At 50.2% G+C, this 20,914-nt stretch carries 27 protein-coding genes; 12 read left to right on the top strand and 15 right to left on the bottom strand.

Features of this window, described 5'->3' with window-relative positions:
- Positions 1-23: 23 nt before the first annotated feature.
- From OCV81_RS01330 to OCV81_RS01280, 11 genes are read right to left on the bottom strand one after another with little or no spacing between them, the layout of a single operon-like run.
- The gene (locus OCV81_RS01330) at positions 24-1,823 is read right to left on the bottom strand and encodes a hypothetical protein (RefSeq protein ID WP_004320545.1); all 1,800 of its coding nucleotides are present in this window, start codon (positions 1,821-1,823) and stop codon (positions 24-26) included.
- Between the two features lie 8 nt (positions 1,824-1,831).
- Entirely contained in the window at positions 1,832-2,113 is a 282-nt protein-coding gene (locus OCV81_RS01325; protein WP_004301295.1) for a hypothetical protein, read from the bottom strand.
- Between the two features lie 23 nt (positions 2,114-2,136).
- On the bottom strand, positions 2,137-2,967 hold the full coding sequence (locus OCV81_RS01320) for a M23 family metallopeptidase (protein WP_148327860.1): 831 nt from the start codon (positions 2,965-2,967) through the stop codon (positions 2,137-2,139).
- 25 nt (positions 2,968-2,992) lie between these two features.
- Positions 2,993-3,658, bottom strand: a complete 666-nt coding sequence (locus tag OCV81_RS01315) for a hypothetical protein (RefSeq protein ID WP_004320541.1) — start codon at positions 3,656-3,658, stop codon at positions 2,993-2,995.
- Positions 3,659-3,671: 13 nt separating this feature from the next.
- Positions 3,672-4,355 (bottom strand): hypothetical protein, encoded by a 684-nt coding sequence (locus OCV81_RS01310; RefSeq protein ID WP_004320540.1) that lies wholly within the window; start codon positions 4,353-4,355, stop codon positions 3,672-3,674.
- Between the two features lie 13 nt (positions 4,356-4,368).
- Positions 4,369-5,058, bottom strand: coding sequence for a hypothetical protein (locus OCV81_RS01305; protein WP_004320537.1), 690 nt, complete (start codon positions 5,056-5,058; stop codon positions 4,369-4,371).
- Entirely contained in the window at positions 5,039-5,536 is a 498-nt protein-coding gene (locus tag OCV81_RS01300) for a PH domain-containing protein (protein WP_004320535.1), read from the bottom strand. Before OCV81_RS01300 ends, OCV81_RS01305 begins: the two co-directional genes overlap by 20 nt.
- Entirely contained in the window at positions 5,533-6,921 is a 1,389-nt protein-coding gene (locus tag OCV81_RS01295) for a toprim domain-containing protein (RefSeq protein WP_004320533.1), read from the bottom strand. Before OCV81_RS01295 ends, OCV81_RS01300 begins: the two co-directional genes overlap by 4 nt.
- 3 nt (positions 6,922-6,924) lie before the next feature.
- The gene (locus tag OCV81_RS01290) at positions 6,925-8,502 is read right to left on the bottom strand and encodes a hypothetical protein (protein ID WP_004320531.1); all 1,578 of its coding nucleotides are present in this window, start codon (positions 8,500-8,502) and stop codon (positions 6,925-6,927) included.
- A 16-nt stretch (positions 8,503-8,518) separates the two neighbouring features.
- Complete coding sequence (locus tag OCV81_RS01285; protein ID WP_004320530.1) at positions 8,519-8,743, bottom strand: hypothetical protein; 225 nt, start codon at positions 8,741-8,743, stop codon at positions 8,519-8,521.
- Between the two features lie 18 nt (positions 8,744-8,761).
- Entirely contained in the window at positions 8,762-9,520 is a 759-nt protein-coding gene (locus OCV81_RS01280) for a DUF4099 domain-containing protein (RefSeq protein ID WP_004320528.1), read from the bottom strand.
- 219 nt (positions 9,521-9,739) lie between these two features.
- Between OCV81_RS01280 and OCV81_RS01275 the strand changes: the two genes are divergently transcribed.
- The gene (locus tag OCV81_RS01275; RefSeq protein WP_004320525.1) at positions 9,740-10,393 is read left to right on the top strand and encodes a M23 family metallopeptidase; all 654 of its coding nucleotides are present in this window, start codon (positions 9,740-9,742) and stop codon (positions 10,391-10,393) included.
- Between the two features lie 5 nt (positions 10,394-10,398).
- Here OCV81_RS01275 and OCV81_RS01270 read toward each other — a convergent pair whose 3' ends face one another.
- On the bottom strand, positions 10,399-11,673 hold the full coding sequence (locus OCV81_RS01270; RefSeq protein WP_004320523.1) for an ATP-binding protein: 1,275 nt from the start codon (positions 11,671-11,673) through the stop codon (positions 10,399-10,401).
- A 284-nt stretch (positions 11,674-11,957) separates the two neighbouring features.
- On the opposite strand from OCV81_RS01270, the gene OCV81_RS01265 reads away from it, so the two are divergent.
- Together OCV81_RS01265 and OCV81_RS01260 are read left to right on the top strand one after the other, a co-directional pair.
- Positions 11,958-12,182 (top strand): DUF7688 family protein, encoded by a 225-nt coding sequence (locus OCV81_RS01265; RefSeq protein ID WP_004320520.1) that lies wholly within the window; start codon positions 11,958-11,960, stop codon positions 12,180-12,182.
- 47 nt (positions 12,183-12,229) lie between these two features.
- Positions 12,230-12,862 carry a hypothetical protein gene (locus OCV81_RS01260; RefSeq protein WP_004320516.1) on the top strand — a complete coding sequence of 211 codons (633 nt, stop codon included), beginning with the start codon at positions 12,230-12,232 and terminating at the stop codon, positions 12,860-12,862.
- 356 nt (positions 12,863-13,218) lie between these two features.
- Here OCV81_RS01260 and OCV81_RS01255 read toward each other — a convergent pair whose 3' ends face one another.
- On the bottom strand, positions 13,219-13,437 hold the full coding sequence (locus tag OCV81_RS01255; protein WP_004320514.1) for a hypothetical protein: 219 nt from the start codon (positions 13,435-13,437) through the stop codon (positions 13,219-13,221).
- A gap of 25 nt (positions 13,438-13,462) precedes the next feature.
- Here OCV81_RS01255 and OCV81_RS01250 point away from each other — a divergent pair, with 25 nt between their 5' ends.
- The 8 genes from OCV81_RS01250 to OCV81_RS01215 all read left to right on the top strand — a co-directional run bounded on the left by OCV81_RS01250 (position 13,463) and on the right by OCV81_RS01215 (position 19,051).
- Positions 13,463-13,804, top strand: coding sequence for a hypothetical protein (locus OCV81_RS01250; RefSeq protein ID WP_004320512.1), 342 nt, complete (start codon positions 13,463-13,465; stop codon positions 13,802-13,804).
- A 10-nt stretch (positions 13,805-13,814) separates the two neighbouring features.
- Positions 13,815-14,177, top strand: a complete 363-nt coding sequence (locus OCV81_RS01245; RefSeq protein ID WP_004320510.1) for a hypothetical protein — start codon at positions 13,815-13,817, stop codon at positions 14,175-14,177.
- Positions 14,178-14,457: 280 nt separating this feature from the next.
- The gene (locus OCV81_RS01240; protein ID WP_004320508.1) at positions 14,458-15,213 is read left to right on the top strand and encodes a ParA family protein; all 756 of its coding nucleotides are present in this window, start codon (positions 14,458-14,460) and stop codon (positions 15,211-15,213) included.
- Between the two features lie 7 nt (positions 15,214-15,220).
- Entirely contained in the window at positions 15,221-15,475 is a 255-nt protein-coding gene (locus tag OCV81_RS01235; protein ID WP_004320506.1) for a hypothetical protein, read from the top strand.
- A 437-nt stretch (positions 15,476-15,912) separates the two neighbouring features.
- Positions 15,913-17,640 (top strand): ParB/RepB/Spo0J family partition protein, encoded by a 1,728-nt coding sequence (locus OCV81_RS01230; protein WP_004320504.1) that lies wholly within the window; start codon positions 15,913-15,915, stop codon positions 17,638-17,640.
- 441 nt (positions 17,641-18,081) lie between these two features.
- Positions 18,082-18,357 (top strand): hypothetical protein, encoded by a 276-nt coding sequence (locus OCV81_RS01225; RefSeq protein WP_004320502.1) that lies wholly within the window; start codon positions 18,082-18,084, stop codon positions 18,355-18,357.
- 7 nt (positions 18,358-18,364) lie between these two features.
- Positions 18,365-18,637, top strand: coding sequence for a hypothetical protein (locus OCV81_RS01220; RefSeq protein WP_004320500.1), 273 nt, complete (start codon positions 18,365-18,367; stop codon positions 18,635-18,637).
- A 33-nt stretch (positions 18,638-18,670) separates the two neighbouring features.
- Positions 18,671-19,051 carry a hypothetical protein gene (locus OCV81_RS01215; protein ID WP_004320499.1) on the top strand — a complete coding sequence of 127 codons (381 nt, stop codon included), beginning with the start codon at positions 18,671-18,673 and terminating at the stop codon, positions 19,049-19,051.
- 102 nt (positions 19,052-19,153) lie between these two features.
- On the opposite strand, the gene OCV81_RS01210 is transcribed toward OCV81_RS01215, so the two are convergent.
- Together OCV81_RS01210 and OCV81_RS01205 are read right to left on the bottom strand one after the other, a co-directional pair.
- The gene (locus tag OCV81_RS01210) at positions 19,154-19,276 is read right to left on the bottom strand and encodes a Fic family protein (RefSeq protein WP_004320497.1); all 123 of its coding nucleotides are present in this window, start codon (positions 19,274-19,276) and stop codon (positions 19,154-19,156) included.
- A gap of 89 nt (positions 19,277-19,365) precedes the next feature.
- Positions 19,366-19,548, bottom strand: coding sequence for a hypothetical protein (locus tag OCV81_RS01205; protein ID WP_008782490.1), 183 nt, complete (start codon positions 19,546-19,548; stop codon positions 19,366-19,368).
- Positions 19,549-19,696: 148 nt separating this feature from the next.
- On the opposite strand from OCV81_RS01205, the gene OCV81_RS01200 reads away from it, so the two are divergent.
- Positions 19,697-20,911 (top strand): PDDEXK nuclease domain-containing protein, encoded by a 1,215-nt coding sequence (locus tag OCV81_RS01200; RefSeq protein WP_004320495.1) that lies wholly within the window; start codon positions 19,697-19,699, stop codon positions 20,909-20,911.
- The last annotated feature ends 3 nt before the right edge of the window (positions 20,912-20,914 follow it).

Raw genomic sequence — 20,914 nt, 5'->3', positions numbered from 1 at the left:
TCATGCTTTTATTGTTCATGGATTTATTGGATGCCCCGTGTGCGCACAATCGTCTCCCGCTGTCCGTCGTCGTAATTCTGCGAGGCAATATGGCGCAACTGGTCGCTCTTGGCAAGCACGGCGTTCGCCAGCGTGTTCAGCGGCAATGCCCCTGCACGGTAAGCCTCCGCGACGGTCGGCGTGAGCTGGATGGTACAAGGCACACGGTCTATCGTGGCGATGAGCGTGCTGCCTTGCAGTACAGGGTTTACGATACGGGAATTGAGCGGTTCGTCGGGATAACGGCGGTACTGGTTTTCCGTATGCACGTCGGCGGACGGCATGGGACGCCCCAACGCCTCGTGTCCAGCCTTGTTCAGCAAGTTCGCGCCGCCCAGACCGACAAGGAGCATCTTCAGCAGCGGGTTACGCACGAACAGACCGGCCACAATACTCGCTATCGGCAACAGGTTGTCCCCAAAGCGCAACGATTGCGTCTTGCCGGTAAAAGCTCCCAGCAGGATGTCGGGCAGCATGGCCATGACATATCCGAGGTTGCCCGTGATATCGCCCAATCCCTCTAATCCCAATGTACCGAGCAATCCGCTCCATCCGTTCGTGTTGGTCTGCACAGCCTCTCTCTCTTGCTTTTCTTCCTCATGTGGAATAACCACCTGCCGTTCCTCTTTCTCCACTTTTTCCCTCTGTTCCATTTCCGGCTGTGTTGATTCCTTTGTGGATTTTACAGCCGTTGCATTCTTATATTTCTCCAAATGCTTCAAATAGGCTTCTTCCTGTCCGGGAGCGACGATGAGCGGCACATCCTTGTACCGTTCGGCACGTTCATTTTTCTTTTCAGGGTGTCCGGGCTTTTCGGACATTTGGAAAGGGGTAAACTTTGGTGTCTGCATCCACTCCAAAAAATTAAAGTTCATCACAGGTATTTTTTTCTTCAACTGCTCGTTGGCCGCCACAATAAGCGCACTATCACCCGTCTGTACTGTTGCAGCCTCCTTACGGAAGTCCGTAAACACGTTCCGTTCGCTACCGAACACACCTTTGCTGATACATTGCTCCACAGAGAGCTTGGGCGACTTTTCAGGCTCGAAGCGTGAGGCGACTGCCGAGATAGCCACGTCCGCCCCGACAAACTTTGCCAATGTCGCCCACGAACCTGCGCCACCCATCATGACGGCATCCGCCGTTGCGCCCAATACCCGACCCGCACCTTTTTCCCATCCTTTCGGACGGTAGGCCGCTTCGCCCCGTGCCTCGATTTCCTCAGCAAGCGGCGAGCGGTTCAAGGTCTGCGAAAGTCCGAGCAAGCTTGATTCTGCGGCTTTGCGGATGATGTAGTCGGCTGACGATTTCGGCATTCGCTCCTTGACCAGCCGGTCGATCATCAGTTCCTCTACCCGGTAGTCCATATAGGCGTAGGCAAGGTCACCGCCCAATTGTTCCGACAGTTCGTTGTACCGTTCACGCCCGATTTCCCGCACGACGGTATCGCGCCATTGCCCGGCCATGTATGCGAGGTCTTGCTGTATCTCCTTGGAGCCGGTAATCTCCGCCTTGCACATTCCGATGTAGTCCTCCGTCGTCTTCGAGTTCCATTCGCCCGTAACCTTGAGTACCTGGTACGGGTCGCCCATCGGCTGTGCCGCAGACGCCATTGCGCTGAGTATGCCGCCCAATGAGGTGGAATACTCCCTCATTTCCTCGCCCTGCTTCTTCGTGAGGAAAGCCTGCGTTTTCGACATGACGGGAGCGAGATGGCAATGGAAATAATCGCTCACAAGACGTTCTATTTCCGCGAATTGCCGGCTATGTCTGATTCCATCCATGTTGTGTATTATATATTTATCTGTTTCAATAGCTGTTCTTTCGTCTGCTCGATGGCGTTGTGGTAAACCTCCATCTGCCGGGGAAAGAACTCTTCCAGCCATGCGTCCTTTTCGATGTTGTCCTGCATGAACCGTATCGCCTGCTCCCGTTCGATTTCGACGGATGTCTCGCCCTCTTCCCGATTGTTGAACCATGCCTTGGTCCACCAGCGCACACCCGCCCGGTCGGGATAGACCGTGACAAGCCTCGGTATGTCGAAGCTCTGTATGTCGATGTCCAGTTCCGCCAACGGGTCTATGATGCCGCCATAGGTCAGGGCTTCGTCATGGAGTTTTTTTTTATGTCGCTGCTCGCAGTGGAGAGGTACACATCATGCCGCAGGGCGAGGTAATGCAGGAAATCCGCAATAAGGAGGTTCTGCACCTTGCAGGCCAGCGGCATGGCCTTGTGTCCCAGTCCGAGCGGATTGGCCATGCTCGGCATATTCTCGTAGAAATACTCCTTCATCGCGCCCACCGTGAAGATGTGGCGTAGCGACTGCTCCGTATTCCGGGGCAAGGTGTATGCTCCATGCCGCAAATCCTCCATATAGTGCGGCAGGAAGTGCAGCATCAGTTCCTCTATCTCCCTTTTGTCCCGTTCATAATCGGTTTTCAGTTCCATCTCCAAGCCGGATAAATAGTCTGTCTCGTGTCCGCCGGCCTGACGCATTGCCTGTATGTTCCCGTACAGCATCGTCAGGAACTCCAGCGGGTTCAGTTCCTCGCCCTTGAAGCGGACGGTCATGTGCAGTTTGTCACCGCTCAAAGCTACCGTCTGTCCGGCCTTTACACGCTGTCCGAATTGAGCGAAGACATTGGACAGATTTCCGTATGCCACCTCATACTCCCCGTAGCGGATGGTCTGGCAGATGCCGTGTCCGGAATCGTTGCCCACGCCCGACACAATGCCGCTGGCGAGGGCAGAAAGCATATAGCACCGCACGTTGAAGTCAATGCCGTGATGAAAGAATTTCTCGCCCGTCGCCGGGTCGGTCTGTTCGCCGTAGCCGAGCGACAGCTCCACGTCTTTGCCCTGCTGTTCCTCGAAAGGCATACAATAACCGCTATCGGATTGCAGGATCATTTCTTCTGTATATTTCATGCTGTTTACCTATTGATTCATATCCCTATCTTCTCATCCCTCCGCCATGCGTCTGTTCCTCTGCCGGAAGTTCGGGCGTCCGGGTGCGCTGCACGTTTTCTGTCTCCGGCGTTCGGAAGACACCCGCATTGTTGCCGATGAGCATCATGCCGAGGAATGCGCCGGCAATCTTGCCCAGCCAGCCGAAGCGTCCGAATATGAGGAACGCCGCCGCAACCAGCCCGGCAATACTCAGCCCCGACACGTTGCCGCTGCCGAGGTTACGGAAAAAGTTGCCGAACATATCAAGGCCTCCGCCACCGGAGGCTTGGCGCAAAAAGTTCGACACACCGTTCAGCTTGTTGTCGATGCCGGTTACCGCACCGCTGACCGAACTGACGGCTTCCCCGGCCTTGCCCGTCAGTTCACGCACTCCGTCCGCCGTCTCCGCGAGGGTATTCGTTGCCGGTTCGCCGATGACCGCATCGCTCACGATACGCACCACGCTTTTGTCGGTGGTCAGCTTCTCCCAGCCCACATAACCGACCGCACCGCCGATGGTCGCCGTCTTGACGGCCTGACCCGCGCCACGCAAGGTCTGCGAAGGGTGCAGCACTGCCTTACCCATACTTTTGCCGGTAGTCGCTGTAGCCGTACCGACACCTTTCATGGCCTTGCCGCCATATTTCAATAGTGTACTCCAAACGCCCATACGTTGTCTGTTTTTAAGGTCTTACATTTCTTCCTATCTGCCGCCAGCGTCTTTTGGCGGCTTCCACGATATCCCGTTTGTCGGCTGCCGGGCGTGCCCCCTCGTCGATTTCACGCCAGATGTCGCCCATCGTCGTGTATTTCACCGCCTTGGTCAGCCGTTGCAGTTTCTTGTTCATCATCTTGAGCTTCGGACGGATGCCAAATACGATTTCCATGCGCTCCTTCTCCGTCATTTTGTTGTCTGACAGGCACGCCATGCGGATGTCATTCACAATCTCCACGCTGTTCATAATCAGTTCCCGGTAAATGCGGTTCCGTTGCGTGGAGAGAGCAACGGCCAGCGCGTTGGGACTATTGCGGCTTACCTGTCTGGTAAAGTCTCCCATATTGTCCGTCAGCCTTGATATTTCGTGGTAAAAACCGTATATCTGCGCTGCGTAGCAGATTATCGACCGGAAAGAGTCCAAATAGTTGTTGAACTCCCGTTGCAGGTCGGTCGTGGCTTTCACTTCCTCTTTCGTCCACAGGTGTCCGGTGGTCTGTATCAGCATGACCTTCTCCTGGTTCTTCAGCTCCTTTTCCGCCTTGTCGGTATAGAGCAGGATCATCCCGGCAAGCACGGGGTCGTTCTGTGCCCGAACCTTGCCGATACCGATGCACAGCAATAAGATGCCTATCCAAATCGTCCGTTTCATCATTCACCTGATTTTATCGTGCAAGGACGGCAGCCCTGCGCCAACGGGACATGGCCATCCGTGCCGCCTCTCCGTTGTTGCGGTCGAGCATCCCGGCCGTCACGTTGTTCCACACGTCATTGAGGGTATAGTACCGTATGCTCAGGTAGAGCAGGTGCAGCTTCCGGCTGAAAACCGAAAGTTTGTCGTTCAACGCCCACAAGGTCTTGCTGCGTTCCGCACCCGTGAGCATATTCTCTTTGCCGCCCTTGGCCACTGCGTCATTCAGGAGCGTGAAGACCGATACCAGTTCCGTTGCCGTCTCGATATACAGATTGTTCATGCTCATGGAGGCGATGATGCCCTGCGGGTTGTTTCGGATGGCGTTGCCCAATTTCCCTAACGTGAGAAAGATTCTCACGCCGTCGTTGTAGAGATGGGTGCAGGCTTTCAGCGATGAAGCGTAGCCGCTTACCGTCTTGAGATAACTGTTGTACTGCTTCTCCCATTTGTGGATGCGGTTAAACTCGGCGGCGATGCTGTTCTGCAGCATAGCTGTCTTCGTCTGACCATTTATCTGTTTCTCTATTTGGTCATTGATAACCTCGTTGCCCTCGGCCAACGCCATCCATTCCAACGGATTGGACGCCGTGATTTGGGCTTTTGCCCAGTGTGGCATCAGGCAGAGGGCAAAAATGACCAGACTAATGATTCGTGATTTCATATATTCCCTTTTTTCGTTTGTTATACTCGACCCGTTCCCGGATAAGCGTTACCACATCGAAGTTGTGTCTGATGCCTACCAAATCAAGCCGGGGTGTATTCCTGTCCATCGAGAAGATGCGTACCGTCTTTAGGCCGCAAAGCTGCTGCATGAGGCTTTGGTGTTCCACAAAGTCCACGATACGATATTGTTCCATGTAGTCCGTCTTCCGGGACAGCACCCCATGCCTGCTGATAAGCTGCTCGCTACCGATGTGGTAGCGTGTCCGGCGCAGATAGATGAAACGGTACAGCAATGCCAAAGAAAGCAATGCGGCAACCGATACGGCAAGAGCTGTCAGAGGCAGTCCCTCCATGCCACCGTACACCCATGCTGCACAGCACAATACGATTGCGGGCAGCTCGTCGATGACGAACTGTCCGGCGTGCGGTTGCAGCACGATGCTTTGGAAATGTCCTGTGGGTGCATCGGTCATCATCGGCGAAAGTGTGTTTGTTGTTCCTCTTCCGGTGACTGTTCTCTCGCCTGTGTCTCATCGACCGTCTCTTCCTGTTTCTGCCCGGCCAAAAGCTGTTCGTTCCAGTCCTTGTTGGGATAGGTAGGCTGTTCACGGACAAAAGAGGCGTCATTCGCCTTGTCCAGACCGAGGAACTCCCGCAATCCTTCACGGAACTCCTTGTAATTTCCGTTCATGATATCCGTCTGTTCCCGTATGTCGTCCGGATGGCACAGGCCGCTCGAACGCATCGACATGGCTTCTTCCCATGCGGATTCATATTTCCCGTAGCTCGACCGCAAAGCGTCGGGCAGCAGGTCTATGTCTCCTTCATCGAGGTTCTTGCCGTCAGCGACGGAATCCAGATAAGGCTTCCGCTCCGGTGTCTCCTCGATGGTGGAACGGACAGCCCGGTACATCTCCTGTTGCAGGTTCTTGGCAAACTCGATTCCCGCAAGGTCGGTATCGAAACAGATGTGTTGCTTGGCAGGAAGCGAGAGCGTGAGGACACCCCGCATCTGTTCCACCGTCGGGTTACCGCCGGTAGATATGAAGACCGCTTTCCGCAAATCCTTGTCGTTGGCCTGATGAAGCTGGTAATAGGCCATCGCGTCGTATGCACTCTCGAACCAGTAGATATGCTTGGCTTCGGTAAGCGTAGTTTTGGCTGGGCTGGCAATCCATAGCCCTTGGCTCGAATTGCTCCCTTCCGCCTTCCCTTTATAACTGCCGCTGCCATCCATGCGAGGGCGCCCTCGCTCTTCCAGACCGACAACCTGTCCCGTATCTTTCGGAACGGTCAGCGGAAAGGCGAGGTTGGTGTATTTCATGCCGTCCTCACGGTGTTTCGTCGCCAGACAAAAGTTCCGGTGGAAGGCGTATTGCGTGTAAAGGTCGATGCCCCGATGCTTGAAGAACGGATAGAACTTCTTTTGTGTCGCCCGATCCTGCGGATTGAACTGGTGAATGTCGTAATCCGCCATGTCAAACGGCTTCACATCCCGTTTAGGCTGGATAATCCGGGTATCCCGGTCAGCGACGGGATGGTTCAGCAACCGGTTGCAGACAAGGTTTACCAGTCGGTCGGGAGACACACCGGCATGGTATTCCGCGAAAAAATGCGGATGCTCCTTGATAAAGGAAATGATGTTATACGACTTCTGCTGTTGCGGTTTGAAACAACATTTCCCTTGCTGCGTGACAATGAATTTGTCGTTGCGGATGCGCCGCCCCTCGCTGTCCAACCGGACATACGAGGGATAGCGCAGGCCGTCACGCCGGTTCAGGTGATAGCCCGCGTCGATAAGCACGTCCTGAATGTTCAGCCTGCGCAGAAAATCGTCATAAGTCAGTTCGCCCTCTCTCATGGTTTACCTCCCCATTCTCATATCATTGATTTCACGGTTCATCTCTGCCTCGAAACAACGGATGGCCACATCCCTCGGCGTATCGACACCCGGCTTGAAGTACGGGCGTGGCGGACCGCCGAAACACTCGCCGTAGAACTCCGGGGCATGGCAGTGATGGTGGATGCCGTGTGCGACACCCGCCGCGACTACCGTACCTGCGGTGAGGGCGGCAAAGATTTTCGTGCCGAGACCCCGCTGTGCTTCCGGGCGTGTTTTCATGTCCACTTCGCTGAAAATCTTGGAAAAGAGCTTCATCCGGTGATAGTCATCCACAGCAAGGAACTTGTCGTAGTCCCGTTGGGTTATCTCATGGCTGATAGCCTGACCGTCGATAACGGCGGTCATCCTGTATTTCCCCTCGGTCTGTGCCGGTTGAACGGCTATCTGGCTCACTTCGACTTCCCGCCCGTGTTTCTCTTCCCGATACCATCCCTTGTTTTCATTCAAAAACTGGAGGTCACGCCCGTCCACTACCGCACCGATATTTCCCTGTACGGATTCCTCTTGCTGTTGCAGCGAGGTTTTCACTGGCATAAAAGCCTCTTGCTCCTGCCGTTGGCGTTGTTTCAAATCCTGCTGTACTTCGGGATGCAGACCGATAGCGATGCGTTGATCGCTGTTGAGAGCCTCCATCGTCACTTTGTCGGAAAAGTCAGCCCCGATAATGCCGTTCAGCAGTTCCAGACGTTTCTCTACGGGCTGCTCCTCGATGGGTGCGGCAACCAGTGTCCTCACTTCCTCTTCCGTCAGGTCATAGACCATATCGGCTTGGACGCTTTCCGACTGCACGGTCAGCGTCTGCTTTTCCGCATCCACGACAAGACCGTGCGAGGCAAGGCACTCCGCCCATTTCTCGTTGGAGAAATAGACCGGAGAGGCTATAAGCTCCTTGTACGGCCGTGCCGGTTCCTTGCTGCGTGGACGGCTGACCATCGGCGTGATAGCCGCCTGCAAGTCCTGCAGCACATCCCGTTGCTGTACGGGCTGCTCCTGTTGATGCCCCTTGTAATAGAAGCCGTAACCGCCTGATTGCAGTTCGCCGGGCTTCATGCGCCCGTCGGGGCGTTCGGGTACGATGGACGGCCCCGGAAAGAACAGTTGGCCGCCGACCCTGCGAAGGTGGAAGCCCAACTGGTTGCGAGGTGTCCAGCCAAGGAACGGCGGGGGCATTCCCATACGCCCCATGCGCCCGTACTCGCCGATGACGATGCGGTAGCCGTGCAGCCCCATAGCCACACGACCGTTGGCATTGCGGGCATGGACGAAGTTCTTGGGCATATAGAAGTCCTTGCCCACGATGCTCGTCAGCACGTTGTAGGCCTTCTTGTTGGCAGTGTTCGTTCCCCAGTCCGTGAGTGCCAACATCTGACGTTCGGTGATCGGATAGACCAGCAGGGGCGAGTCATGTCCCTGCACGATCAGCCGATACCCTGCATCGTCAAGTGCAACATGGGCTTGAAGCCCGTTGCGCATCAGCATATCGCGCATTTCGGGCTGCAAGTCCATCTGCCGGGGATTGGTATTCGTTCGTATCGCCATAGTCTGATTGTTTTCGTTATGCGTCTCCGCTTTCCATTGCTGCCTCCAACTGTTCGTCCTTGAAGCGGACGAACTCGGCGGCGGATTCGTTGCCGACTGCAAGCCCTTTTTCCTCGCAGTAACGGGCGTATTCCTCCTGCCAGTCGGCGGAGAAATGATTGACGTAATCGAGCCAGCCGTATTCGCCGCTCTGCATCTTCCCGACAAGTACGTCTTCGGGATAATATTCGTTCTGTGCCATAATGTACGGATTGATGTTTTACTTATGGAGAGCTGTCGCACGATTGCGCTCGCCGCTCTTCTTCTGTTCGTTCCACAGCTCTTCGGTGTAGTCTTCCTCCGAAACGTAGTCAAGGTTACCGTCATCGTCCATGACCCAGCAGCCGTAGCACCCGAAGGTGTATTTGTCCCACTCTCGCTTGGGTTGGTTGCGCCATTGCTGCGCGTCGCCCGAACAGATGCGGATGCCGGTCTTGGCATGAAGGTCGATGCCCACTGTGGCAGGCTCGCCGCCCACGACTACCGTCAGCGGCTCGCCGTGCTGCATCCCGTTTACCTCCACCGTACCGAGGCGCATGACCTCGGCCAGCACTTTCAGGTTGCGTGCGATGATGGGCGTGGGGACATACATCACCTGTTTCGTCTCGGCGTCAATCTGTACGAAAGCCTTGCTGCTCCGTCCGTCCGACATTTCCACATCGGCGACAATCGCCTTGCCGTCGAGCAACTGTTTCTGCTGTGCTTCGTCATACCGCTCCAGTGGAGAGGATTTCAGTGCCGGATAGAACACCACATCCACCTGACCGTCGTCCATGCGGATAAAGGCAAAGCGGCTGCGGCTCTCGATTTGCCCGCCATGCTCGTCAGTGACACGCACGGGAAGCACGGGAGAATGCCGGCCGTTGCAGATGTCTTCCAACACACGCATCGGCAAGTCCTCGATCATTTCCCTTGTAAGACCGAATCGTTCCAGTGTCGAAAAGGGTAATTCATCAAATTCAATCTGAACTTTTTTCATACTATATTCATATTATAAAATTGTACTATACAAAGATAGAGACATCTTATTATGACGGACAAAAATACAGCTATATAAATGGTTGTAATATGCTGTTTTTATCTTCATTAGTACAATTATCTAATCAAAATCGTACTAATAGACGCAAAATATCAAACCAATACAAGAAATGACGGTAGTTTGTTTCCGACATGAAAATTCCCGTTATAACTTTGCCGAATGAGAAAAATTCTACTGATAGCAATATCGGGTATTTCATTCTGCACGATGCCCGTTCAGGCGCAGTTCAACACGATTGCCAAGACACCAGAAAGATACAAGGTAGAAGCCTTGCAGGAGGGTATGAAAAAGCCGGAGCCGACACCCGAAAGCATGGCTCCTGCACAGGAGACTTCGACAAAACCTGCCGATGAAAGTAAGAAGTTGTGGATTGACCGTTATCTCAGTGTGTCTTATCCATTGCAGCGCATCAGAATTACATCGCCATACGGCTACCGGAAAGACCCGTTTACCGGGAAGAGGAAGTTTCACGGGGGTATCGACCTGCACGCACGGGGCGAGCAGGTATTGGCCATGATGGAGGGGGTGGTCGTCAAAGTGGGACAAGACAAGACGTCCGGCAAGTATGTGACACTGCGGCACGGAAATTACACCGTCAGCTATTGCCACCTTTCACGGGTGCTGGCCGCCAAGGGTACGGTAGTCCGTCCCCGCGATGCCGTCGGTATTACCGGCTCGACCGGACGAAGTACAGGCGAGCACTTGCACGTCACCTGCAAGCTAAATGGCAAGAATATCAATCCCTCGGTTCTCTTCGATTACATCAAATCCATGCAGCAGGAGTGTGTGTCGGCATTAGCTGGACTGTTATAGGGCTGTTAAGCCAACACCTCATCCAGGTGACTGTAATTCAGAAGTTTGATTTCTCCAGCAGTATTTTCGAGTGTACCCGCATAGGCCACCGCCTTACCCAGTATGGTTTCTTTGACCCAGCCGTCCATTTGTTTCAACGCCTTCTCGAAGTCCGCATGGTAGGTCATCGCCGACTTGATTTCAATACCGTATAGCCCCGAATGTTTTTTCAACAGCAAATCGACCTCGTTCTGGTTCGAATCCCTGTAAAAATAGAGGTTGCTTTCCTTGCCTTGGTTATACCGCCGCTTCAAGGCTTCCGTTACGATGAAGTTCTCGAACAACGCCCCACGCATCTTGTCCCGTGCAAGCTGTTCCGGCGATTCGATGCCGAGCAGGTGACAGGCAAGCCCTGTATCCGTAAAATAGAGCTTGGGAGTTTTAGTCAGCCGTTTGCGTGTGTTCTCGAAATAGGGAGGTAGCAGGAAAACAATATAAGATGCCTGTAAGACGGACAGCCATGCCGTAACGGTATGTGAACTGACACCGATTTCGTTGGCCAGTTCAGAGGCTTTGAACAGCGATCCGATACGTCCGGCGCAAAGCCTGATGAATGTGTGGAACTGCATCATGTCCTTGATTTGTAGCAGGTCGCGCACGTCCTTGTCCAGATAGGTTTTCATGTACGCCGGATAAAGAAATTTGGGTATGTTACGGCCCGAATAAATGGCAGGGTAAAACCCGTTAAACAGCAGGTTGTCAAGAGGCGTATCGGTGATCTGCTCCCGTATTTCGGAGTATGACAGGGGGAGCAACTCGAAAACGGCGGTACGTCCTGCCAAAGACTGTGTAACCTTTTTCAGCATGGCAAACTGCGAACTGCCCGAAAGGATAAACCGCCGGTCGGCATCATTGTCCACCATACCCTGAATATACGACAGCAGGTTCGGAGCGTTGTGTACCTCGTCAAGAATCATGCCCTCCGTGTGCTGGTTCAGAAAAGCGACCGGGTCGTTTTCGGCGAAACTCCGGACATCAAGATTTTCCAACGAGTAATACGGTAGGTATGAGAACAAGTTGCGGAGCAGCGTCGTCTTTCCGGACTGGCGCGGTCCTGTTACCGTAATGACTGAAAAATAGCGGTAAGCCTCTTCTATCACGGCGGATAGCTCCCTGTGGATATATTTTGCCTCCATACTGTTTATGCAATTTTGAAATACAACTGCAAAATTACATAAAATACGATACACCGCAAATTTTTCAGGGTATTTTCTCACATCCCAAGCCGTTTTTTCTATCATATACGACTCTTCTTTTTTACAAAATCCTTGCTTTTACCGGCAGGTCATTCTTTACTCTTTTCGTCGGCGAATGTAGGACGAAGCGCATAATCGCCAAGCCGCATTGCATTCGGATGACGAAAACAGACTGTTACACGGTCGGTTTTCTATCCGGGTTTGGCTTATGATGCCACAGCTTCATCCTCTGGCTGCCTCAAAAAGCTGAAAACAAACCTGCACGGCAAACGAAAGCAGGGAAAAAGAAAAATCAGCATGATAGTTCAACCAATTAAAAGTAAACAAGTATGGTAGAAGAAATTAGACAAGACGACAAAGTGATATTATCGAGCGAAGACGGTTTTTCCGTCCCTATGATTTTCAACAACCTTTGTGGAAAGAATTTCATTGGCAAAGAATACAAGGACTATATCAGGCATATAGCCTTTGAGGAAATGGGACTTAAGCCGGGCATCGTGTCCCATTATCGGGACGGTGTTCTATATAAGAACGGCACAATCCCGGAACTTTGAACAGGTAAACCAAAATAGGAACAGCAAAAATCAAAATTTATACAAATATGGAAACAACAACTATTCATCCGGCAGAAGCCTATCTCCGAAACGAGCAGAATTCCACCTCTTTATATGTAAGGATTGCAGGACAACGTAGGCGATTATTCATCAACCGCAATGAAAACGTCATCGGCATTATTGCGCCAAGAAAACGAAAAAGCGGGTACATCTTCACGGATTGGGCAAGCATTGAGAAGATATACTATCCGTCATCCTCTCCCGAAGATGCAGCGGACATAGGAAAGAAACAGGTCTTGAAATACCAGAAACTTGCCCGACTTGCCACGCATACGAATGATTGGCTTCGCAAAATCGCTAATGCCGATTTGGATAAATCCCTCTACGAGAACCGCATCACGACCGGCACACGCATCGACGGCAAGTGTATCGGACTTGCCACCATCGAGAAGTATTGCAGCAGTTGGGATATGGCTCGTTTCAGAACGGCACTGAAGCAAGGCGAAAAGTTTTCCACCGGACGCTTCGACTTTTGTGGCTATGACGGTACGTTATGGTGTGAGCCACGCGAAAATGGAGATATGGCGGCTGGATTCAGCAAAGAATACAGGAATTGTGGCAACGGCTACTATTATCTGCTTATCAACGATGAATACATGATAGGCTATGACATAGACTGAGTTATATGCAAGACCGTATCGGGCAAAGTCTCGGTACGGTTTGTTGTTCCGATCGACCAACGGCCTTTTATAAAATTCCTTTCTCCCTCATATAGCCTTACATCCTGCGGCCAGTTTGCTTCAAGCAGCCTCACGCATTTTGTGTAACACGTTACATAAAGTGCGTGAAGCCCCTTTTTGCAAAAGGACGGACACGGACAGACTTGGCATTACAGGGGGCGGGATAAATCCTGCCCTCTGTAGTCCCAAGACAGTCCATCGGAAAGTCCGTCCCGGCTGGCCGCCTCACTCTTTTATTCATAAATCTTTCCTTTTCTAACGGATTCCCATTAAACCCAAGTCCGCTGCCGTGCGACCTACGGAACAGAATTTTCCGCAAAGGTAACCGGCGGCTCCAATCCTGCCAATGCCGGCATACTGCCGCAAATGACACGTAAAAATCTTCCTCTCCGCTGTCGAGCGTATTTTTCCGGATCAGCCTTGTCCGATTGTTCCCCGCCACCTTCTGAAAGCAGAAAAATCTTCCCGGCGGTCGCAAACAGACCGAACAAAGGGAAATAGTAATCTTGATTCATGAGTATTACAAAAACAATAATAAGTATGGAAATATTAAAAATAGTAATTCCCAAGTGGAATATAGCGGAAATTACTGGCTATGACCCGATGACAACCTTTTGGCAGGACTTCTCTATGGCAGACAAGTTCGGGAATGAAGCCATAGCTGACACATACAGAAAGGTTAAGGCAGAATGGAAAGATAACTACAAGCATTGGACAGAGCTGTGCCTTGTACTTAATCACAAAATTTGGCAATGGCACGAGCGGGACAACCAGAAAGCCACGCTCTATGACCGCCGAATGGCCAGACGAGCTGCAGGAGTATTACTTTCAAATAACGGATTAAAGCAATCGGTAGGACGGTGTGAAGTCTCCCCACTATAAACTCAAAACTATGACCGCTCAAGAAAAGATACAAAAAGTAACGGAAATATCCCAAAGCAAAGGCTGGAGTATAAGTGTGGATGACAAAAATAAATCAAATATTCAGTTCGACTTCCAACGCTATACCAACTATGGGCAGGATTTTAATTTCAGTGCCGAAATGAAATGTGAGGACATTGATACCCTCATTGCTGACATGGAACAATATTTCGAGGGTTTTGACCCGGATTACGAAGCCTATCTATGGATTGGAAATGATGGGCACGGTAAAAATGGCGCACCTTACCACATCAAGGACATTGTATCGGATATGGAGGAAGCGGAAAAACAAATACACGACTTGTTGGAAGCACTTGAGACAGAATTTATCTAATGCGCATGATGATGATTTATAAGACTAATTCCAAAATGAGCTTATTTTGCTGTTATACAACAAATACTAAATGTAGTATATACTAAGGTTAGTAAAGTAGGATATTAGGAAATATCCCATCAGAAATGATAGAATGCACTACATTTAGTCAATCAGTATTTTAGTATAGTAGTAGATGCTATAATACTAAAATATACAAAAGTAGTAAAATAGTATACACTAATAATAGTAAATACTAAAAATAGTATTATCTTTGTATCAGATATAAAGACACGAAATTATGACAAAAATAATCGCAGTTTTGAACCACAAGGGCGGTGTCGGAAAGACAACTACCACCATCAATCTTGCTGCCGCATTGCAGCAGAAGAAAAAGCGTGTACTGCTCATCGACATGGACGGTCAGGCAAACCTCACGGAATCCTGCGGTCTCTCCATCGAAGAGGAACGGACGGTGTACGGAGCGATGAAAGGCGAATATACCTTACCGGTATTCGAGTTGGAAAACGGTCTTTCCGTTGTACCGTCCTGCCTCGATTTGTCGGCGACAGAATCCGAGCTTATCAACGAGCCGGGGCGGGAATTAATACTAAAAGGGCTGATTGCAAAATTGCTTGAAACCCGTAAATTCGACTATATCCTGATTGACTGTCCGCCCTCGCTGGGTTTGCTGACACTGAACGCCCTCACATCGGCGGATTTCCTGATTATCCCGGTACAGGCGCAGTTCCTCGCCATGCGCGGAATGGCAAAGATTACAAATGTGGTCGGGATTGTCAAGGAACGTTTGAACCCAAACCTAAATATCGGCGGCATTGTCATCACCCAGTTTGACAAGCGCAAGACGCTCAACAAAAGTGTGGCGGAACTAATCAGCGAATCGTTCTGCGACAAGGTATTCAAGACCGTCATCCGGGACAATGTATCATTGGCCGAAGCTCCGATAAAAGGCATGAATATCTTTGAGTATAACAAGAACAGCAACGGGGCAAAGGACTACATGGAGTTAGCAAAAGAAGTGTTGAAATTAAAATAAAAACGATATGGGCAAAAGTGATTCATTGAAAAACGGCATGAGAAGCGGACTGGACGGCTTGCTGTCATCCACCGGGAAGTCCACGCAAAAGAAAGAACCTGCACCGGTCAAAACGGAAAAAGAGCCTGCTGTACATTGCAACTTTGTCATAAACAAAAGTATTCATACCCGGATGAAGTACCTCGCCATCGAAAAGAATATGTCTCTACGGGACATCGTGAACGAGGCGATGAAAGAGTATTTGGAAAAGCACGAGAAATAACCGGTACGGCGGTTGTAGTCCCCATCCGATATACCTTTTATAGCATACCGCTATCTTATGGGCACGTCCACAAGGTAGCGTTTTTCCTGTTTATACCCTCCTGGGTGTTCTCCTGTTCTATTACCTCTTATAACCGCATGGTTGTATTACTTTTTTATTTATTCCACTTGCCGCTTGTCCGGCCTCGTTCCTGCCATCGCCGGTTGGTTTTCCAGACGCAAATTTGGACTGCCGCGCTTGATTTCACCGCTTTGAAGTGCATTTCTCGTAAAATTCTTCCTTCCTGCGAAAGAGTAATTTTCCGGAAAAAGCGTTGAAAATAGCTTGTTCGTCAGTCCCTTGAAGCATCTGTAAATCCCAAGCGGTTCAGGCAGAGAAAAGAACCGAAAAAAGGGAAAATAAAAAAATCAAATATCAACCAATTAAATTTTATGATTATGGCAACAACAGCAGTTCAAGCAGTAGAGAAGAACATCACATCGGTAGCATTGGCAGACATTCAGCCGAGTAACTACAACCCACGTAAGAACTTTGACGAGACAAGCCTTGCGGAACTTGCCGAGAGCATCCGTCAGCAGGGAGTGCTTCAGCCTATCGGTGTGCGCCCTATTGCGGACAACCGTTTCGAGATTGTATTCGGAGAACGCAGATACCGTGCTTCCCTCATGGCTGAATTGGCGGAAATTCCGGCTATCGTCATGGAAATTTCAGACGAGACAGCCGAGGAAATGGCGATTACCGAGAACCTGCAGCGTAAGGATGTGACCCCGATTGAGGAAGCCAACGCCTACCAAAAGCTCATAGACAGCGGTCGCCACGATGTACAGTCCTTGACCGTGCAGTTCGGCAAGACGGAGGCATATATCCGTACACGACTTAAATTCGTTTCCTTGATACCCGAAATCGCTTTGCTGTTGGAGCAGGACGAAATCACAATCAGCGTGGCAAGTGAAATCTGCCGTTATGGGGAAGAGATACAGCGTGAGGTGTACGACCAACATCTGAAAGAGGGGGTGCAGTACAATAGTTGGCGAGGCATGAAAGCTTCCGAGGTGGCACAAAGCATCGAACGGCAATACACCGCAGACCTCAATCGCTATTCATTCGACAAAACCCTTTGTCTTTCATGCCCTCACAATACCAATAATATGATGTTGTTCTGTGAGGGTGGTTGCGGAAATTGCGCCAACCGCGCTTGCTTGGTGGAAATGAACACATCGCACCTTACCGAAAAGGCTATGCGGCTCATGGAACAGCACCCTGCCGTTCCCCTCTGCCACGAAAGCTACAATTACAATGAAGCTGTCATCGACCGACTTACCGCTATGGGCTACGAAGTGGAAAGCCTTAAAACCTATGCAACGAAATACCCCGAAAGCCCCCAAGCACCTCAAAAAGAGGATTATGATACCACCGAGGAATACGAGGATGCAGAAAAGGATTACGGGCAGGAATTGAACGGTTACACCGAAAAATGCGAAGCAATCCGCACCCGAAGCGAAGCAGGAGAAATCTCCCTCTATCTCCGTATTGAGAGCAACGACATTACACTGTGCTATGTTGCAAATACCGCTACCACCGTAAACGGTACAGCAACCGAAATGCCGCTTTCACCTATCGAGAAGTTGGAAAAGCAGGACAAACGCAACAAGGAGATTGCCCTCGAAAAGACCGTTGAAGACACCAAAAAGCGGATTTTAGAGGTCGATATGTCAGAGCGCAAATTTGGACAGGACGAGGAGAAAATGGTGTATTTCTTCCTGCTCTCCTCACTCCGCAAAGAGCATTTCAATGAGGTGGGAATTGAAGATAAAGGTTCTTATTACTACCTTACGAGCGAGGACAAAATGCGCATCATCGAGAACCTTACCGCCAAGCAGAAAGCCGTTATCCGCAGGGATTATCTGATTGCCAATTTCAAGGACGCATTCGGTAACAACGCCACAGCCTCCCTGTTGCTTGGCTTCGCCCAAAAGCATATGCCCGAAGAACTTGCCAATATCCAAGACGGATATAATGAAGTGTACGAAAAGCGGCACCAACGCATTAAGGAAAAAAAAGCCGCTTTGCAGGAACAAGCCACGCAGGAAGCGGAACAACCCGATGAACCGCAACCCGAAGCGGAAGCACAGACCGAACCGCAAACGGAAGAAATAGCTGCCTGACAAATGTTGTTGTCATAACGAATAGGGGGGGGGAAATCCGCCCTCTATTCATTTTTGTATGCTCCGGACAAAGGACCCAAGTACCTCTTTTAACTTTCTGACGAACCCGTCACCACCCACCCTTCCTCCATTCATAGCTTTCGTTTCCTCTCTTTTTTACCATTTTCAACTTCCCTTTTATAGCGTTTCCCCAGCTTCATTCCCTGTCAGCCCCGGTTTGGTTTTATCAGATGCAAAGGTCGGCCGTCGCGCTTGATCCGGCGGCTTGAAATGTATTTCCTGCAAATTCTTCCTTCCCTCAGAAAGAGTAATTGGCAGGAAAAGCCTCCCGTATGAAGCTGTACCGACAACCGTTTACCGCATCTATAAAATCCCAAAGCGGTTCCGACAGAAAGGAATCGAACGGAGGGAATAAAAAACAAATCATTAAAATTCAAGATTATGGACAACATCAAGGAAAGCAAGGAGTACCAGCTCGCCAAAGACTGGGAAAGAGCAGTGAACGATTACGGCTTCAATCCCAAACGGTTTGCAGCCGCTATCCCCGAAATGCACCCCACGCTGCAGCAAAGCCTTTACAGGTTGGTAAAGGAGTGTATCGTGGTCATGGCAGACGAGACACGCAATTACGATGACCGCAACCGTGCATCGCACGAAGAAGCGAAGTGTATCATGGAATACCTCAAGGCAAACGGGAGACATATCCCATTAAGATAACAGGCGTATGAAAACGAAAGAACTACAATTTGACGGCAATATCTACATCTGCCGTATCGTGAAATCCAACGAAGGTGAAGAACTACTTATCGGCTCTACCGCTCTGCTCGATGCACTTCATCCGGGCAGTTTCGAGGACGAGAGCGAAGGTTTTGCAAGTAAGGAAGCCGAACAAATATATGACGAGGTTTTCTTTTTCGCCGATGCGAAGACCCTCAAATTACCGGACGATGAACTCATCACGGAATTAAAAGAGGATAACCCCGAATGGTTCAACTAACATAAATCAATAATCATATTAAAAATCAAAGTTATGGATAAAGAGTATGTAATGCACATCGCACAGACCATCAAAGAACAATTACTGTCATTTACCCCCATACCCGTCTTTATGTCGTGGGGAGTCAGCGAATTTGTCGCTACGGTATTCCAAGAATTACCGGCACTGCGGCTGAAAGTAAACGGACGGTTACACGCCGGATATGTCGTTATCGCTCTCAACGGCTCTGATTACTACGAGGTCTATCTACTGAAAGAAGATGATAGCAATGCAAAGTGTGTCAATGAAGAAGTCTGCTTCGACGAACTGGGCGATGTTATCGACCGGGCTATCGAAAGCGGTACAGACAAGGAGGAATACGATAAATTCTGCGACCGGCAACTTGCCGAACTTTTAAGCGGTACACGAGCTTAAATAAGCGAACTACCATATAAATAACACTGCCCCCATTTTCACGCGGGCAGTGTTATTTGTATGAGGTTGGATGCGTCCAAGCCGCAATATCCTATTATAAACTTACTTTTGAAATTCTTGTTCCACTTTTACCGTTACATACATCTGGTTACGGCTTGTGGGATTGTCCGGCTCCGTCATTTCCAATACCCCTGCACCAATCATCGGATTGATATAGACCTCCATAAGATTTTCCCTATCTTTCAATCCTAAATGTTGCAAAATATCAGATAGGGATTGCGGCTCAACACAGAACTCCAAGATTTGCTCTTTTCTCAAATCCTGCTTGCGAGGTTTTCTTGTCGGGTTTTCATCCCTAACTGCAAGGTCAGCACAACATAGTCCGGACGTGTTTCCTCGGCTACAGTAGGAAGCGGCCAACCCAAAGACTGCCAACCGCTCACAATCTTATCCACACCGCTACCGGCTTTCTCGGCACGCCCCAGACACATGAACATCTAAGTGAGTAGATTGGCAGCAAAGCGAGTGCAGGAAACCGGAACGCTAAAAATACCGAATAAGACCCACACGGCACTATAATATGTTGGCATTCTGCCCTGTATATCCCGTATTTTTCGTACCTTTGCGGCACAAAAACGTATGTATATGGAACAACAAGTTATCCCATCGGATTATACACAATATGCAGAGGCAGTAGAGATAATCAAACATGCCATCGAACGCTGCCGGTATAGAAGTGCGGCTGCGGTCAACAAAGAAACTCTCTCGTTGTATTTTGGAGTGGGGAAATTCGTGTCTGAAAATTCCCGCATCGGCTGTTGGGGTACTAAAGCATTGCCTACCATATCAAAGCTCCTTCAACGGGAGTTGCCCGGTCTGCACGGCTTTTCTGAATCGGGGTTGAAACGGATGCGCTCATTCTATGAGGAATGGAGGACGTTTTTAATTCGTCCAACAGTGTTGGGCGAATTGGAAAACCATTCGTCGGAAAAGGGTACGGCTTTAATTCATCCAACAGCGTTGGGCGAATTGGATATTGACGAGCATCTACTGCTGCAACTTATCGGGCAACCGGTCAATACCGAATTTACCTGGGACGATTTTGTCAAGATTAGCTTTTCACATCATATTGAAATCCTGACTCGTTCAAAAGACATCGCAGAACGATTGTTCTATATCCATTGTGCCGCTCAAAATGCGTGGTCGCTATCCTCTCTCAAAAATTACTTGAAAGAAGACATCTATTCAAATCGCGGATCTTTGCCGAGCAACTTCCTTCAAGTGCTGCCCGAAGCCATTTATGCCGTAAAAGCGACATTGGCGTTCAAGGATGAGTATATGCTCGAAATGGTTAATCTGGAGAATGTGGGAGAACGCGAACAGGACTGGAACGAAAAGGTCATCGAAAACCAAATCGTAACCAATATCAAGCAGTTCATTCTCCGTTTTGGAAACGACTTCACTTTTATCGACAGTCAGCATCGCCTGATAGTTGCCGGAGAGGAAATGTTTGCTGACCTTGTATTCTTCAACAGAGAACTGAATGCCAGCGTAATCGTGGAATTGAAACGGGGCAAGTTCCGCCCGAATTATCTCGGACAGCTTAGCGGTTATCTGACTGTATATGATATGACCGACAAGAAACCGCACGAGAACCCTTCAATCGGTATTGTCCTATGTCAGGATGCCAACCGCCAATTTGTCGAAATCATGGTGCGCGACTATGATAAGCCTATGGGCGTGGCGACATACCGCACAGCCCAAGAAATGCCGGAAAATTTGCGCAAGACTCTACCGGACATCGACAAATTACAAAATCTGCTGTCGGAAAACGATTCCAAATCGGAAACTGTCAGATGATTC

The organism is Phocaeicola fibrisolvens (genome assembly GCF_025567125.1).
GTDB classification, from domain to species: domain Bacteria; phylum Bacteroidota; class Bacteroidia; order Bacteroidales; family Bacteroidaceae; genus Phocaeicola; species Phocaeicola fibrisolvens.
Note: the sequence above shows the minus strand (reverse complement) of the source record. Positions and strands in the feature narration are given on the sequence as shown.